15 protein-coding genes are annotated in these 13691 nt (G+C 71.3%); 10 read left to right on the top strand and 5 right to left on the bottom strand.

The genetic code is table 11. The features are described from left to right. The first annotated feature begins 123 nt into the window (after nucleotides 1–123). The 3 genes from deoC to SSPS47_RS21665 are packed head-to-tail and all read left to right on the top strand — an operon-like array spanning nucleotide 124 to nucleotide 3421. Nucleotides 124–1101 (top strand): deoxyribose-phosphate aldolase, encoded by a 978-nt coding sequence (deoC, locus tag SSPS47_RS21675; RefSeq protein ID WP_147874197.1) that lies wholly within the window; start codon nucleotides 124–126, stop codon nucleotides 1099–1101. A 6-nt stretch (nucleotides 1102–1107) separates the two neighbouring features. Then, complete coding sequence (locus tag SSPS47_RS21670) at nucleotides 1108–2538, top strand: aldehyde dehydrogenase family protein (protein WP_164252508.1); 1431 nt, start codon at nucleotides 1108–1110, stop codon at nucleotides 2536–2538. Beyond that, complete coding sequence (locus tag SSPS47_RS21665; RefSeq protein ID WP_164252507.1) at nucleotides 2531–3421, top strand: aldehyde dehydrogenase family protein; 891 nt, start codon at nucleotides 2531–2533, stop codon at nucleotides 3419–3421. Before SSPS47_RS21670 ends, SSPS47_RS21665 begins: the two co-directional genes overlap by 8 nt. A 68-nt stretch (nucleotides 3422–3489) precedes the next feature. On the opposite strand, the gene SSPS47_RS21660 is transcribed toward SSPS47_RS21665, so the two are convergent. Beyond that, nucleotides 3490–3906 (bottom strand): hypothetical protein, encoded by a 417-nt coding sequence (locus tag SSPS47_RS21660; RefSeq protein ID WP_164252506.1) that lies wholly within the window; start codon nucleotides 3904–3906, stop codon nucleotides 3490–3492. Between the two features lie 128 nt (nucleotides 3907–4034). Here SSPS47_RS21660 and SSPS47_RS21655 point away from each other — a divergent pair, with 128 nt between their 5' ends. Then, entirely contained in the window at nucleotides 4035–4709 is a 675-nt protein-coding gene (locus SSPS47_RS21655) for a hypothetical protein (protein ID WP_239065010.1), read from the top strand. Nucleotides 4710–4917: 208 nt separating this feature from the next. Here SSPS47_RS21655 and SSPS47_RS21650 read toward each other — a convergent pair whose 3' ends face one another. Continuing rightward, a complete protein-coding gene (locus SSPS47_RS21650; protein WP_147874202.1) occupies nucleotides 4918–5697 on the bottom strand; it encodes a SigE family RNA polymerase sigma factor in 780 nt (259 codons plus the stop codon). A gap of 193 nt (nucleotides 5698–5890) precedes the next feature. Between SSPS47_RS21650 and afsQ1 the strand changes: the two genes are divergently transcribed. From afsQ1 to SSPS47_RS21625, 5 genes are all read left to right on the top strand, one after another. After that, nucleotides 5891–6568, top strand: coding sequence for a two-component system response regulator AfsQ1 (gene afsQ1 / locus SSPS47_RS21645; RefSeq protein ID WP_187280095.1), 678 nt, complete (start codon nucleotides 5891–5893; stop codon nucleotides 6566–6568). 131 nt (nucleotides 6569–6699) lie between these two features. Next, the gene (locus SSPS47_RS21640; protein ID WP_239065313.1) at nucleotides 6700–8208 is read left to right on the top strand and encodes a HAMP domain-containing sensor histidine kinase; all 1509 of its coding nucleotides are present in this window, start codon (nucleotides 6700–6702) and stop codon (nucleotides 8206–8208) included. After that, a complete protein-coding gene (locus SSPS47_RS21635) occupies nucleotides 8205–8825 on the top strand; it encodes a hypothetical protein (protein WP_164252504.1) in 621 nt (206 codons plus the stop codon). The genes SSPS47_RS21640 and SSPS47_RS21635 overlap by 4 nt, the downstream gene beginning before the upstream one ends. Nucleotides 8826–9006: 181 nt before the next feature. Further along, nucleotides 9007–9561, top strand: a complete 555-nt coding sequence (locus SSPS47_RS21630) for a VanZ family protein (RefSeq protein WP_164252503.1) — start codon at nucleotides 9007–9009, stop codon at nucleotides 9559–9561. Nucleotides 9562–9652: 91 nt separating this feature from the next. Then, nucleotides 9653–9856 (top strand): PspC domain-containing protein, encoded by a 204-nt coding sequence (locus SSPS47_RS21625; RefSeq protein ID WP_147874205.1) that lies wholly within the window; start codon nucleotides 9653–9655, stop codon nucleotides 9854–9856. A gap of 91 nt (nucleotides 9857–9947) precedes the next feature. On the opposite strand, the gene SSPS47_RS21620 is transcribed toward SSPS47_RS21625, so the two are convergent. Then, nucleotides 9948–10277 carry an ATP-binding protein gene (locus SSPS47_RS21620; protein ID WP_164252502.1) on the bottom strand — a complete coding sequence of 110 codons (330 nt, stop codon included), beginning with the start codon at nucleotides 10275–10277 and terminating at the stop codon, nucleotides 9948–9950. Nucleotides 10278–10415: 138 nt separating this feature from the next. Next, the gene (locus SSPS47_RS21615) at nucleotides 10416–11561 is read right to left on the bottom strand and encodes an adenosine deaminase (RefSeq protein ID WP_147874207.1); all 1146 of its coding nucleotides are present in this window, start codon (nucleotides 11559–11561) and stop codon (nucleotides 10416–10418) included. Nucleotides 11562–11721: 160 nt separating this feature from the next. On the opposite strand from SSPS47_RS21615, the gene SSPS47_RS21610 reads away from it, so the two are divergent. After that, nucleotides 11722–12483: an alpha/beta hydrolase gene (locus SSPS47_RS21610; protein WP_239065009.1), complete on the top strand. Its 762-nt coding sequence runs from the start codon at nucleotides 11722–11724 to the stop codon at nucleotides 12481–12483. 132 nt (nucleotides 12484–12615) lie between these two features. Here SSPS47_RS21610 and SSPS47_RS21605 read toward each other — a convergent pair whose 3' ends face one another. Then, on the bottom strand, nucleotides 12616–13650 hold the full coding sequence (locus SSPS47_RS21605; protein ID WP_239065008.1) for a LysR family transcriptional regulator: 1035 nt from the start codon (nucleotides 13648–13650) through the stop codon (nucleotides 12616–12618). Between the last annotated feature and the right edge of the window lie 41 nt (nucleotides 13651–13691).

Below are 13691 nucleotides of genomic sequence, written 5' to 3'. Positions count from 1 at the left end.
TTCACGGCGAGAGGGCGGGATCGCCCCGAACCGGCGCGCCGAGCGTGAGATGTTCCTCCCGTGCCTGCGCAGCATCCCCCCTGTACATGCTGCTACGCGCGTAGATATGCTCATGTGGTGACCATGCCCACGACTGCACCCTCGCCCACAGGCTCCGCCGTGGGCGGTGCCCCCCTCGCTGACGTGACCGCGTCCGACAGTTCGCTGCGCCGGTTCCTCCACGGGCTGCCCGGCGTCGACGCCGTCGGCCTGGAGGCACGCGCCGCATCCCTCGGTACGCGCTCGATCAAGACGACGGCCAAGGCGTACGCCATCGACCTGGCCATCTCGATGATCGACCTGACGACCCTCGAAGGCGCCGACACCCCCGGCAAGGTCCGGTCGCTCGCCGCCAAGGCGCTGCGCCCCGACCCGACGGACCGCACCGTCCCGACGACCGCCGCGCTCTGCGTCTATCCGGACATGGTGGAGACCGCCGTCGCCTCACTCGCCGGGAGCGATGTGAAGGTCGCCTCGGTCGCGACCGCCTTCCCGGCCGGCCGCGCCGCCCTGGCCGTGAAGCTCGCCGACGTACGGGACGCCGTCGCCGCCGGTGCCGACGAGATCGACATGGTGATCGACCGCGGCGCGTTCCTCGCGGGCCACTACCTGAAGGTCTACGAGGAGATCGTGGCCGTGAAGGCCGAGTGCGGCGCCGCCCGCCTCAAGGTCATCTTCGAGACCGGCGAACTGTCCACGTACGACAACATCCGCCGCGCCTCCTGGCTCGGCATGGTCGCCGGCGCGGACTTCATCAAGACGTCGACCGGCAAGGTCGCCGTCAACGCCACCCCGGCCAACACGCTGCTGCTGCTGGAGGCCGTACGCGACTTCCGGGCCCAGACCGGCGTCCAGGTCGGCGTGAAGCCCGCCGGCGGAATCCGTACCAGCAAGGACGCGATCAAGTTCCTCGTGCTGGTCAACGAGACCGTGGGCGAGGACTGGCTGGACAACCACTGGTTCCGCTTCGGCGCCTCCAGCCTCCTCAACGACCTGCTGATGCAGCGCCAGAAGCTGGCCACCGGCCGCTACTCCGGCCCCGACTACGTCACGGTGGACTGATACACGATGGCTTTCGAATACGCACCGGCCCCCGAGTCGCGCTCGGTCGTCGACATCGCACCGAGCTACGGCCTGTTCATCGACGGCGAGTTCACCGACGCCGCCGACGGCAAGGTCTTCAAGACGGTCTCCCCCGCCACGGAGGAAGTCCTGTCCGAGGTGGCCCGCGCGGGCGCGGAGGACGTCGACCGGGCCGTGAAGGCGGCCCGCAAGGCGTTCACGAAGTGGTCGGCGCTGCCGGGCGCCGAGCGTGCCAAGTACCTCTTCCGGATCGCCCGGATCATCCAGGAGCGCTCGCGCGAACTGGCCGTCCTGGAGACCCTCGACAACGGCAAGCCGATCCGCGAGACCCGCGACGCGGACCTCCCGCTGGTCGCCGCGCACTTCTTCTACTACGCGGGCTGGGCCGACAAGCTCGACCATGCCGGCTACGGGGCGAATCCGCGTCCGCTGGGCGTCGCCGGCCAGGTCATCCCGTGGAACTTCCCGCTGCTGATGCTCGCGTGGAAGATCGCCCCCGCGCTCGCCACGGGCAACACGGTGGTCCTGAAGCCCGCCGAGACGACCCCGCTGAGCGCTCTGTTCTTCGCGGACATCTGCCGCCAGGCGGGTCTGCCGCGCGGCGTCGTCAACATCCTTCCCGGGTACGGCGACACGGGCGCCGCCCTCGTCGAGCACGAGGACGTCGACAAGATCGCCTTCACGGGTTCGACCGCCGTCGGCAAGGCCATCGCCCGGCAGATCGCGGGCACGGACAAGAAGGTCACACTCGAACTCGGCGGCAAGGGCGCCAACATCGTCTTCGACGACGCCCCGGTCGACCAGGCCGTCGAGGGCATCGTCACCGGCATCTTCTTCAACCAGGGCCAGGTCTGCTGCGCCGGATCGCGGCTGCTGGTCCAGGAGTCGGTCCAGGACGAGCTGCTGGACTCGCTCAAGCGCCGGCTCTCGACGCTGCGCATCGGCGACCCGCTGGACAAGAACACGGATCTCGGCGCGATCAACTCCGCCGAGCAGCTGGCCCGGATCAGGACGCTGGCCGACACGGGCGAGGCCGAGGGCGCCGATCGCTGGTCACCGGAGTGCGAACTCCCCTCGTCCGGCTACTGGTTCGCGCCGACCCTCTTCACCAACGTCGCACAGGCGCACACCGTCGCGCGCGACGAGATCTTCGGCCCGGTGCTCTCCGTACTGACCTTCCGCACGCCGGACGAGGCCGTCGCCAAGGCCAACAACACGCAGTACGGCCTCTCCGCCGGCATCTGGACGGAGAAGGGCTCCCGGATCCTCGCCGTCGCGAACAAGCTCCGCGCGGGCGTGGTGTGGGCCAACACGTTCAACAAGTTCGACCCGACCTCGCCCTTCGGCGGCTACAAGGAGTCGGGTCACGGCCGCGAGGGCGGTCGCCACGGCCTGGAGGCGTATCTCGATGTCTGAGTCCGAGCGACTGTCAGTGTTCAAGACCTACAAGCTGTACGTCGGGGGCAAGTTCCCCCGCTCCGAGAGCGGCCGGGTGTACGAGGTGACCGACTCGAAGGGCAGGTGGCTGGCCAACGCGCCGAAGTCCTCCCGCAAGGACGCCCGCGACGCGGTCTTCGCCGCCCGCAAGGCGTTCGGCGGCTGGTCGGGCGCCACCGCGTACAACAGGGGCCAGGTGCTCTACCGCGTCGCCGAGATGCTGGAGGGCCGCCGCGAGCAGTTCACGGCGGAGGTGGCCGCCTCCGAGGGCATCTCGAAGACGAAGGCGGCGGCCGTCGTGGCCGCGACCGTGGACCGCTGGGTCTGGTACGCGGGCTGGACGGACAAGATCGGCCAGGTGACGGGGGGCGCCAACCCGGTGGCGGGCCCGTTCTTCAACCTGTCCACGCCGGAGCCCACCGGTGTCGTGACGGTCCTCGCGCCACAGGACTCGTCGTTCCTCGGTCTGGTCTCGGTCCTCGCCCCGGTGATCGCCACCGGCAACACGGCGGTCGTCGTGGCGAGCGAGCGCTCCCCGCTGCCCGCCCTGTCCCTGGGCGAGGTGCTGGCCACCTCCGACGTACCGGGCGGCGTCGTCAACATCCTCTCGGGCGGTACGGCGGAGCTGGCCGCCCCGCTCGCGGCGCACCAGGACGTCAACGGCATCGACCTGTACGGCGCCGACGAGACGCTGGCCAAGGAGCTGGAGATCGCGGCCGCGGACAACCTCAAGCGGGTGCTGCGCCCGTCGCCGGTGGACTTCTCCGCCGATCCCGGTATCGGGCGTCTGACGGCCTTCCTGGAGACGAAGACCGTCTGGCACCCCACGGGCAGTCTGGGCGCTTCGGGCTCCGGCTACTGATTCGTTCCCGATCGCCGTGCGGGCAACCCGCGGCCCGCACGGCGATCGGGCGAACGGGATCAGCGCGCTCAGCCGGGCAGCAGCCTCGTCACCGGTCCGACCAGCGGCAGGTCCTGAAGACCGCCGCCCTCGGTGATCGATTCCGTCACCACCGCCGTCGACAACGGCCTGAAGTCGGCGATCTGCGTGCCCACCGCGTTGTCCAGCGGGTCCACACCCGTCTTGGCCAGCGGGTTGAGCTGAAGGCTCTTGACCGGCCCCAGACCCCCGGCGAGGGTGTGCCCGACCGCGCCCGCGAGCCCCTCACCCGCCGCCGCCCCGGCCTCGGCGAGTTCGCTGTCCGGGCCGGACGCGGGCACGGGCGCGGCCGGTGCCGCCTGCGCGGCGGCGCCGCCGAGCCCGATGACGGCGCCCGCCGCGGTGAACGTCAGCCCGGCACGCAGCAGGGCGCGGCGCCGGGAGGTGGGAGCTGAGTGACGTGCCATGGGATTCCTGCCTGGGCGAGGGAGACGAGTAATCGGAATGACACGCACAGTAGTTGAGATGTGACGCTCGATACCAACGCCGCAGGCGGGGGTCCCCTGAGCGGGTGCATGCCTCACACTGGTGTCCCGTGAGTCCCCACCGAACCGCCTCCGCGCGCGTCGTCCTGCTCGCGGGCCCCTCCGGCTCCGGCAAGTCGTCGCTCGCCTCCCGCGCGGGCCTGCCCGTGCTCCGTCTCGACGACTTCTACAAAGAGGGCGACGACCCGACGCTGCCGCTGGTCGCGGGCAGCTCGGACATCGACTGGGACTCCGCCCTGTCCTGGGACGCGGACGCGGCGGTCGCCGCGATCCTGGAGCTGTGCCGTACGGGCCGCACCACCGTCCCGGTCTACTCGATCGCCACCAGCTCCCGTGTCGACACCGAGGAGCTGGACATCGGGCGGACCCAGCTGTTCATCGCCGAGGGCATCTTCGCGGCCGATGTCGTCGCGCGCTGCGAGGAGTTGGGGGTGCTGGCCGACGCGCTCTGTCTGCGGGGCCGCCCCTCGACGACGTTCCGCCGCCGGCTGGTGCGGGATCTGCGCGAGGGCCGGAAGTCGGTGGCGTTCCTGTTGCGGCGCGGCTGGCGGCTGATGCGCGCGGAGCGCGGCATCGTCTGCCGTCAGACGGCACTGGGGGCGCATCCCTGCGCGAAGGCGGAGGCGCTCGGCCGGATCGCCAACGCCGCGGCGGGCAGCACTCGGCCGCGTACGGCGACGGCGGACCCGGCCGCGTCCGTCCGCCCGGCGAACACCGGGCGCTGAGCGCCGTCCGTACCTCCCGGGTGCCACGGACGGCTCCGGAACGCGCGAAGACCGGACAGGCCCCCCAGCCTGTCCGGTCCTGCTCGGTGCACCCCCGTGCCCCCAACCCCCGTGCTGTTCCTGCCGTCTCCCCCGAAACGGCAGGCCCCCCCCGGGTCCCCCCACTTACCCCGGTGTCGCTCCCCCGGGTCCTGCTCCCCCGCCGCCTTCAGGCCACCAGCTCGCCGAAGGACTCTTCCTCGTCACGTCCGAAGCTGAGGACCTCGTCCTCACGCAGCCGGCGGAGCGACCGCCAGATGCTCGACTTCACCGTGCCGACACTGATGTTGAGGATGTCCGCGATCTCGGGATCGGTGCGGCCCTCGTAGTAACGCAGCACCAGCATCGTGCGCTGCGTCTCGGGAAGGCGCGAGAGCGCCTGCCAGAGCACCGTGCGCAGCTCCGTGCCGCGCATCGCGTCGGTGTCGCCGGCCGTCTCCGGCAGCTCCTCCGTCGGGTACTCGTTGAGCTTGCGCCTGCGCCACGCGCTGATGTGCAGGTTGGTCATCGTGCGGCGGAGATAGCCGCCGACGGCCGCCTTGTCGCTGATCCGGTCCCAGGCGCGGTACGTGGAGAAGAGCGCGCTCTGGAGCAGGTCCTCCGCCTCGAAGCGGTCCCCGGTCAGGTGGTAGGCGGTGGCGTACAGAGAGGCCCGGCGCTCCTGGACGTAGGCCGTGAACGCCGTCTCGGCGTCCGTGGCCTCCGTCGGCCGGTTGCGCTCCCCCGTGGCCTCTCCGTACGCCGCGCCCTCGTTCCCCCGTCCCTCGGCGTTGTCCGCCGTGGGCCTGCGCGCCGCCTCGACCACCGCTATGTACGGCGGTCGGTGCTGACGCCCGGCGCCGCGAACGCACCCCCGCCCGTTCACGGCGCCGGACTTCTCGGTGCTCCGTGCGACATCGTGGAGACGCGTGATTACTGCGCTCGAGGTCGTGCTGTGCAGTGAGTTCATCTCGCGCCCCCCGTCGGCTGGAGTCTGCTTGTTTCCTTCTGCCAATGAGATTGCCGGGCCAGTTTCATGGGCCTGTCCGCCGACTGTCACAGGCCTGTCACAGGGGTTATGGATCATGGCGGGAGATGTGGTGGAACTGTGGGAGCGCTCCGACTGTCGAACTGTGGTCCCCCCATGGGCCAGAATGACCTCTGTGCCTTTCCTGTTGCTGATCGAGGACGACGACGCCATCCGCACGGCCCTCGAACTCTCGTTGTCACGCCAGGGCCACCGAGTGGCCACTGCGGCGACGGGAGAGGACGGCCTGAATCTGCTGCGAGAACAGCGGCCAGACTTGATCGTTCTGGATGTGATGCTGCCCGGTATTGACGGTTTCGAGGTGTGCCGCCGTATCAGGCGGACCGACCAGTTGCCGATCATTCTGCTGACCGCACGCAGCGACGACATCGACGTGGTCGTCGGACTGGAATCCGGTGCGGACGACTATGTGGTCAAACCCGTGCAGGGCCGGGTGCTCGACGCCCGTATCCGGGCCGTACTGCGGCGCGGGGAGCGGGAGTCGACGGATTCGGCGACCTTCGGCAGCCTGGTCATCGACCGTTCCGCGATGACCGTCACGAAGAACGGTGACGACCTCCAGCTCACACCCACCGAGCTGCGGCTGCTCCTGGAGCTGAGCCGGCGGCCCGGACAGGCGCTGTCCCGGCAGCAGTTGCTGCGGCTGGTGTGGGAGCACGACTACCTGGGCGACTCACGGCTGGTCGACGCCTGTGTGCAGCGGCTGCGCGCGAAGGTGGAGGACATTCCGTCGTCGCCGACGCTGATCCGTACCGTACGAGGCGTGGGATACCGCCTGGACGCGCCTTCGTGAGCGGCGGGGAACCCACGGCCGACCGGTTCACCGACGGGGCGGACCTGCCGGACGGACCGGACGGCGCCGACGGGGAGGCCGCGGACGCGGCGGCCCGGCGGCGTACGCGCAAGAGGGCGTTTCTCGCCGGGCTGCGCTGGACGAGTCTGCGGCTGCGGCTGGTCGTCGTCTTCGGCGCCGTCGCGCTGACCGCCGCCGTCTCGGCGTCGGGGATCGCGTACTGGCTCAACCGCGAGTCGGTGCTCTCCCGTACGCAGACGGCCGCACTCAAGGAGTTCAAGCAGGAGATGCGGGACAAGGCCGCCCGGCTGCCGCTGCGGCCGACCCAGCCCGAGCTGGAGTACACGGCGCGGCAGATGGCCGACGGCGGCTCGGGGTTCAGTGTGCTGCTGATCGGTGAGCGCGCCGAGGACAAGCCGGTGGCCGGGGTCTCCGACCAGGACGCGTTCACGCTGGACGACGTGCCCCAGTCGCTGCGGACCGCGGTGAACGACCGGCAGAAGGTCACGTCGGGCAACTCCTCGCCGTACCACGTCTTCTGGCAGCGCACACAGCGCGGGGGAACGCCCTACCTGGTGGGCGGCACCCGCATCGTCGGTGGCGGGCCGACCGGTTATGTCTTCCTCTCGCTGGAACAGGAGCGGGAGGATCTCAACGCGCTGGCGTGGTCGCTGGCCATCGCGACGGGCCTGGCGCTCATCGGGTCCGCGCTGCTCGCGCAGGCGGCGGCGACGACCGTGCTGAAGCCGGTGCAGCGGCTCGGTGACGCGGCGCGGCGGCTCGGCGAGGGCAAGTTCGACACCCGGCTGCGGGTGTCGGGGACGGACGAACTGGCCGATCTGTCGAGGACGTTCAACAACGCCGCCGCCTCCCTCCAGAAGAAGATCGACGACATGAGCGCGCGTGAGGAGTCGAGCCGCCGCTTCGTCGCCGACATGTCGCACGAGCTGCGCACCCCGCTGACGGCGCTGACGGCGGTGACCGAGGTGCTGGAGGACGAGGCGGACACCCTCGACCCGATGATCGCGCCCGCCGTGACGCTGGTTGTGAGCGAGACCCGCAGGCTCAACGATCTGGTGGAGAACCTGATGGAGGTGACCCGCTTCGACGCGGGCACCGCCCGGCTCGTCCTCGACGACGTCGACGTCGCCGACCAGGTCACCGCCTGTATCGACGCGCGGGCCTGGCTGGACGCGGTGGAGCTGGACGCCGAGCGCGGAATGATGGCCCGCCTCGATCCGCGCCGGCTCGACGTGATTATGGCGAATCTGATCGGCAACGCGCTCAAGCACGGCGGTTCGCCGGTGCGGGTGTCGGTGCGCACGGTCGGCCAGGAGCTGGTCATCGAGGTACGGGACAACGGGCCGGGCATTCCCCAGGACGTGCTGCCGCACGTCTTCGACCGCTTCTACAAGGCGAGCGCGTCACGGCCGCGGTCCGAGGGCAGCGGTCTGGGCCTGTCGATCGCGATGGAGAACGCGCACATCCACGGAGGCGACATCACCGCGGCCAACGCCCCCGACGGGGGCGCGGTCTTCGTCCTGCGGCTGCCGCACGAGATATCCGAGGACCCCTCCGAGGGTTTCCCGGAAGGCTTCGACGACGATCACGGACGCGGAGAGGGAGGCGGGGCGCAGTGAGGTCCGGAACACCGGTCGGCCGGTCCCTCGCCGTACTCGCGGGCACGCTCGCGCTGGCGGGGCTCGCGACGGGCTGCGGGATCAGGACGACGACGGTGCCGGTGAACGCGGGCGCCGCGCCCTCACGGGTGCCGTGCGAGGTGTCGGAGGGGAATCTGACCACCCAGGCGCAGCCGGGGGTGGCGGTCAGGGTCTATCTGGTGTGCGCCTCGGAGCTGGCGCCGGTGGAGCGAGCGGCGTCCATCCCGGCCGAGAAGGCGCTCGGCGACCGCGTACAGGTGGCGCAGGCGCTCCTGGACGAGCTGGCGGAGGAGCCGTCCTCCCCGGAGCGGGACGCGGGCTTCGAGTCGTACGTACGCGGGCCCCTGACGGTCGCCGGGGCGCGCGCGGGCGATCCTCTGGGGACGCTGCGGCTGAACCGCCAGCCGGAGGACCTGCCGACGGCCGCGCTGGCGCAGATCGTGTGCACGCTCATCGAGGGCGCGGCGACGGACGGTTCGGTGGTGCTGGGCGGGCCGGGGGCGTACGGCGCGCGCGGGTACCGGTGCGACGACGACACCAAGCGGAGCCCCGAGTCGGCTCTGCCCACGACGGGTCCGCTGCCGTCCGCTTCCTGAGGAGGCGGGCCCGGCGGGGCAGGACGCGCCCGGTGCGGGGGGCCGGCCGGCTCCTTCCGGGTGACCCCCGTCTCACGTGGCCCTCCATTTGGAACTCTCCGGAACCGTTCCCGGCGGTGGCCGCGTCTTGGGGTTCGTGCAGCGCCAAGGTTCGGGCGGCAGTGCCGCTTTCCGTTTCCGCGTGGCGGGGGTCGTCCTCCTCCTCGTGCATCTGCTGCTCGTCGCGTGGCTGACGTTGCGCCCGCTGGACGTGGTGTGGATGACGGCGGCGAACTTCGAGCCGCTCGCGGGTATCAAGGCCGATCTCGCCCTCGGTCCGCTCCAGGCTGTCCGCCGGATCGGCGAAGGGCTTCTGCTGCTGGCCCCCCTCGGGGTTCTCCTCCCCATGGCGGGCGGCAAGCTGACCGTCTCCCCGCTGGCCTCGCTGGCCCGCACGATGGCGGCCGGGGCGTTCGTCTCGCTGGGGATCGAACTGCTCCAGACCGGGATCCCCGGACAGGTAGTCGACGTGGACTCGCTGCTGCTCAACACGGCCGGGGTGGGCGTCGCGCATCTGCTGTTCGTCCCGGCGGGGCGGGCGCGGCTGCGGCGTCGGCGCGGACGGGGACGGCGGACGGCGCCGTCGCCGGCACCGCGCGGGACGGGTGCCGAGCCACCGCGCGCCCTGCGGGAAAAGGCTCCTCAGGGGCCTCAGGGGGCGACCCCGACGATTACCAGGGTCGGCATCGCCCCGTAGAGCGACGCTTTGTCCTGCCGTTCCGGGCCACCATTGAGTCATCGGGAGCACGACGAGAGGCTCCCGCGACGGACTCGCGAAGGAGCCCATCATGTCCGCGATTGCCCGCCCGAGTCAGGGACGCATGATCGGTGGAGTGTGCGCGGCGCTGGCACGACGCTTCGGCACCTCCGCGAACACGATGCGTGTGATCTTCCTGGCCTCGTGCCTGCTGCCCGGCCCGCAGTTCCTGCTCTACCTCGCGCTGTGGGTGTTCCTGCCGAGCGAGAAGCGCGCGGCGGAGACGGCTTGGTAGGCGACTCGACCGCCGGGCGGGCTCGATGAGCCCGCCCGGCGGTCGATGGCACAACACGTGGCCGGCCCGGTGATCGACGGCGGGCAGCGGGTCAGCCCACCGGCAGCGTGCCGACCGGGAGACCGCCCAGCAGGCCCGTGAGGGGGTTGGCGGTCGTGACGGCGGACAGCGCCGTGGGGGCGACCTGCCGGACCGTGCCGACGCCGCTGCCGACCGCGTCCTGCGCGGCGGTCAGGCCCTCGGAGGTCCCGTTGGGAAGGCCCTTGGTCAGACCTTCGGTCGGCAGGTTCTTGGTGACGCTGTCGAGAGCGCCGCCGGCGTCCGGAGCGGTGGGCGCGGCGGACGCGCTGCCTGCTGCGGCGGCGGCGAAGGCGGCACCGAGGGCGGCGACGCCGAGGGTCTTGGCGGCGGTCTGCTTCATGAGGAGTTACGTCCCTTGGGGAATGGGGAATTCGAGCGGCCCTGCAAGTTAGTCATCGCCGCGTATCGCCCGCAAACACCCGGAAGCGAGCCGGAGGGTGTGTCCCGGCCCGCTTCCCCGGAGCAGTGATCGTCCTACTCAGCCCTGAGACTCGCTGGTCGTGGCGGTCTGCTTGAACAGCCATTCGGATTTCAACTCGGCGTATCCGGGCTTGATCACGTCGTTGATCATGGCCAGTCGTTCATCGAAAGGAATGAATGCTGATTTCATCGCATTGACCGAGAACCACTGCATGTCGTCGAGCGTGTAGTCGAACGCCTCGGTCAGCAGCTCGAATTCACGGCTCATGCTCGTACCGCTCATGAGCCGGTTGTCCGTGTTCACGGTCGCCCGGAAATGCAGTTTGCGCAGCAGCCCGATGGGGTGTTCCGCGATCGAGGCGGCGGCGCCCGTCTGGAGGTTGGAGCTCGGGCAGAGTTCCAGCGGGATGCGCTTGTCGCGTACGTAGGAGGCGAGGCGGCCCAGTGTCACCGAGCCGTCGTCGGCGACCTCGATGTCGTCGATGATGCGCACGCCGTGGCCGAGCCGGTCGGCGCCGCACCACTGGAGGGCCTGCCAGATCGACGGGAGGCCGAACGCCTCGCCCGCGTGGATGGTGAAGTGGTTGTTCTCGCGCTTCAGGAACTCGAACGCGTCGAGGTGACGGGTGGGCGGGAAGCCCGCCTCCGCGCCGGCGATGTCGAAGCCGACGACGCCCGAGTCCCGGTAGCGGTTGGCGAGTTCGGCGATCTCCAGGGCGCGGGCCGCGTGCCGCATCGCGGTCAGCAGGGCGCCGACACGGATCCGGCGGCCCGCCTGACGGGCACGGCGCTCACCCTCCTCGAAGCCCTCGTTGACGGCCTCCACGACCTCTTCGAGGCTGAGGCCGCCCTCCAGGTGCTGCTCGGGGGCGTACCGCACCTCCGCGTAGACGACACCGTCCAGCGCCAGGTCCTCGGCGCACTCCGCGGCGACCCGGAACAGCGCGTCGCGGGTCTGCATGACGGCGCAGGTGTGCGCGAAGGTCTCCAGATACCGTTCCAGCGAGCCCGAGTCGGCCGCCTCGCGGAACCAGAGGCCGAGCTTGTCGGGCTCGGTCTCGGGAAGTCCCTCGTAGCCCGTCGCACGGGCGAGTTCGACGATCGTGCCGGGGCGCAGGCCCCCGTCGAGATGGTCGTGGAGGAGCACCTTGGGGGCGCGGCGGATCTGGTCGGCCGTAGGAGGTCGGTAGGTCTGGCTCGTCATCTGCGCACCTTATAGCCTACGCGCGTAGATCGCCTCTCGCCGATACGTAACAGTGACCGTGCGTACGGGTGGCGTACACCTCACCTTCTGAGACTGTTCTGCTATGGGACAGCAGGCAGTTCCCGGCCCGGGCGGGCGCGCGCCGGGCCGCGGCGCTGGGGTGCGCGGACGTCGTGGTGAGGCACAGGCGCGGCTGGGGCGGGCGGTCTCCGCTCCGACCTCGCCGCCGGAGGTGGGAGGGGTCGTTCTCGTACTGCCGCCGGGCGAGCCGGTCTCCGCCCGCGGGCCCTCCACCGTCGCCTACGCGTCGATGCTGCCGCTGGCGCGGACACTGGCCCGCGCGGGCGCCGCCGAGGGGCTGCTGGTGCACATGGTCCGCTACCGCTCGCGCGGCTGGAACGGCGCCGACGCGCAGCTCTCGGCGGACGCGGGGTGGGCGGCGGCGGAGGTCGTACGGCGCTACGGCGACGTACCGGTCTGTCTGGCCGGGCACGGTATGGGCGGGCGGGCCGCGCTGCGGGCCGCCGGGCATCCGGCCGTCAGCTCGGTGCTGGCGATGGCGCCCTGGCTGCCGGACGAGGCGGCGGGTGCGGAGCCGGAGCCGGTGACCCAGCTCGCGGGCAGGCAGGTGCTGATCGTGCACGGCACCAACGACGAGCGCAGCGACCCCGAGTTGTCGCTCCGGCTCGCGGAGCGCGCCCGGAGGGCGAACCGGCACACCTGCCGCTTCGAGGTCCACTCTGACGGCCACGCGCTGCGCCAGCACCACAGTGAAGTCCTGGCGCTGGCCCGGGACTTCGTCCTGGGGGCACTGCTCTCGCGCACGTACTCACGGCCCGTGGCCGACGCGCTGGCCGCGCCGCCGCCGCTGGGCCTGCGGATGCCGCTCGCGGCGGGCTTCGGGCGGTCGTTGCGGCCTTAGGTCCTGTCTTCGAGAACGCCCAGTACGAGAGCGGTCCTCCGTCTTGCGATCGCACGCACCGGACGCCGTGAGCCCCGCCCCGCGGGCGGACGACGCCAGTGTGAAGACCGGCCCCAGGGGCGTCGACCGGGGTCAGCCGGGCAGCAGATGGCCCCGGCGGGAGAGCAGGAAGCGTTTGAAGGCCGCCACCGGCGGGGTGTCGGGGTGGCCGTCGAGCCAGGCGACGCCGACCTCGCGCACGGCGCGGGGCGCGGTGACCGTCAGTTCCACGACGCCGGGGCGGGCCACCGCCGGGGGCGGCAGCAGGGCGACCCCGAGGCCGGCCGCGACCAGGCCGCGCAGGGTCTCGGCCTCCTCGCCCTCGAAGGCGATTCGTGGCCGGAACCCGGCCACCTCGCAGAGATCGTCGGTGATCCGGCGCAGCCCGTAGCCCGGTTCGAGGGTCACGAACGTCTCGTCGGCCGCCTCGGCGAGACGGATGCGTCGGCGGCCGGCCAGCCGGTGGTCGTCGGGGACCACGAGGCGCAGCCGCTGTTCGTCCAGGCGGCGGGCGACCAGGTCGGGGGCCTCGGGGACCGGCGAGGTGAGGCAGAGGTCCAGGTCGCCCGCGCGCAGGCGTTCGAGCATCGCCTCGCCGTAGTTCTGGACGAGTTGGAAGCGGATGCGCGGATGGTCGGCGCGGAAGGCGCGGATCAGTTCGGGCACGGTCTCCGAACCCATCGTGTGCAGGAAGCCGAAGGCGACCTTGCCGGACGCGGGGTCGGCGTCGGCCCGTACCGCCTCGGCCGCCCTCTCCACCTCGGCGAGCGCGCCTTCCACGGAGGTGAGGAAGGCGCGGCCGGCGGGGGTGAGCGAGACGGTACGGCCCTTGCGGGCGAACAGCGCGACACCCAGGTCCTGTTCGAGGCGGACCATCGCGCGCGAGAGCGTGGACTGCGGGACGTTCATGTCCTGTGCGGCACGGGTGACGTGTTCGTGGCGCGCGACGCCCGCGAACTGGGCCAGTCGGGGGGCCAGCAGCGCGGACCAGGACTCGGGGTCGAGACGGGTGGGCGGCGCGTTCGACGCCGCGGCCGACGGTGCGGCGGCGGCCGGGATCGACGGGGCGATGTCTTGTGCGTAACTGCTTGATGACAGCCGGGGCCCGGGCCTGCGTTGATGCACCATGGGAACGATTATGACGATTCCATGCATTGGACGCATGAGAT

This window comes from Streptomyces sp. S4.7, from assembly GCF_010384365.1.
Lineage (GTDB): Bacteria > Actinomycetota > Actinomycetes > Streptomycetales > Streptomycetaceae > Streptomyces.
This window is presented reverse-complemented; position numbering and strand designations above follow the sequence as displayed.

Bases quoted from the DNA above. Each gene is read 5' to 3' on its own strand.
- SSPS47_RS21650 (WP_147874202.1), bottom strand. From the start codon at position 5,697: ATGAACTCACTGCACAGCACGACCTCGAGCGCAGTAATCACGCGTCTC.
- SSPS47_RS21620 (WP_164252502.1), bottom strand. From the start codon at position 10,277: ATGAAGCAGACCGCCGCCAAGACCCTCGGCGTCGCCGCCCTCGGTGCC.
- SSPS47_RS21615 (WP_147874207.1), bottom strand. From the start codon at position 11,561: ATGACGAGCCAGACCTACCGACCTCCTACGGCCGACCAGATCCGCCGC.
- SSPS47_RS21625 (WP_147874205.1), top strand. From the start codon at position 9,653: ATGTCCGCGATTGCCCGCCCGAGTCAGGGACGCATGATCGGTGGAGTG.
- SSPS47_RS21665 (WP_164252507.1), top strand. From the start codon at position 2,531: ATGTCTGAGTCCGAGCGACTGTCAGTGTTCAAGACCTACAAGCTGTAC.
- SSPS47_RS21660 (WP_164252506.1), bottom strand. From the start codon at position 3,906: ATGGCACGTCACTCAGCTCCCACCTCCCGGCGCCGCGCCCTGCTGCGT.
- deoC (WP_147874197.1), top strand. From the start codon at position 124: ATGCCCACGACTGCACCCTCGCCCACAGGCTCCGCCGTGGGCGGTGCC.
- SSPS47_RS21605 (WP_239065008.1), bottom strand. From the start codon at position 13,650: ATGGTGCATCAACGCAGGCCCGGGCCCCGGCTGTCATCAAGCAGTTAC.
- SSPS47_RS21670 (WP_164252508.1), top strand. From the start codon at position 1,108: ATGGCTTTCGAATACGCACCGGCCCCCGAGTCGCGCTCGGTCGTCGAC.